The following is a 241-nucleotide window of genomic DNA, read 5'->3' as shown; positions in this document are numbered from 1 at the left end:
TCGGCGGCATCCTCGCCACCGGCCTGCTGCTCGCGGAGATCGGCATGGTCGTGCACCTCGCGGGCTCGCGGTGGATCGTCGTCGTCATGCCGCCGGTGGTGACGGGCACCGTGGTCGCGCTGATCGGCTTCAACCTCGCGCCCACGGCGTGGGGCACCTGCGACGAGACCGGGGCGTGCAGCGGCTTCCGCGCCGCCCCCGTGACCGCGGTCGTGGCCCTCGGAGCGATGGAGCTGGCCGC

The 241-nt window shown here is 74.7% G+C and carries 1 protein-coding gene; it reads left to right on the top strand.

Annotated elements, in window-relative coordinates; all coding sequences use genetic code 11:
- The coding region (locus tag KVT14_RS21075) for a solute carrier family 23 protein (RefSeq protein WP_306795887.1) at nt 1–241 on the top strand (241 nt) is incomplete at both ends.

Origin of the sequence: Cellulomonas sp. GbtcB1 (genome assembly GCF_019091725.1) — a bacterium.
Classification (GTDB): domain Bacteria; phylum Actinomycetota; class Actinomycetes; order Actinomycetales; family Cellulomonadaceae; genus Cellulomonas.
The sequence above is the reverse complement of the archived record's forward strand: the minus strand, read 5'-3'. Positions and strand labels throughout refer to the sequence as shown.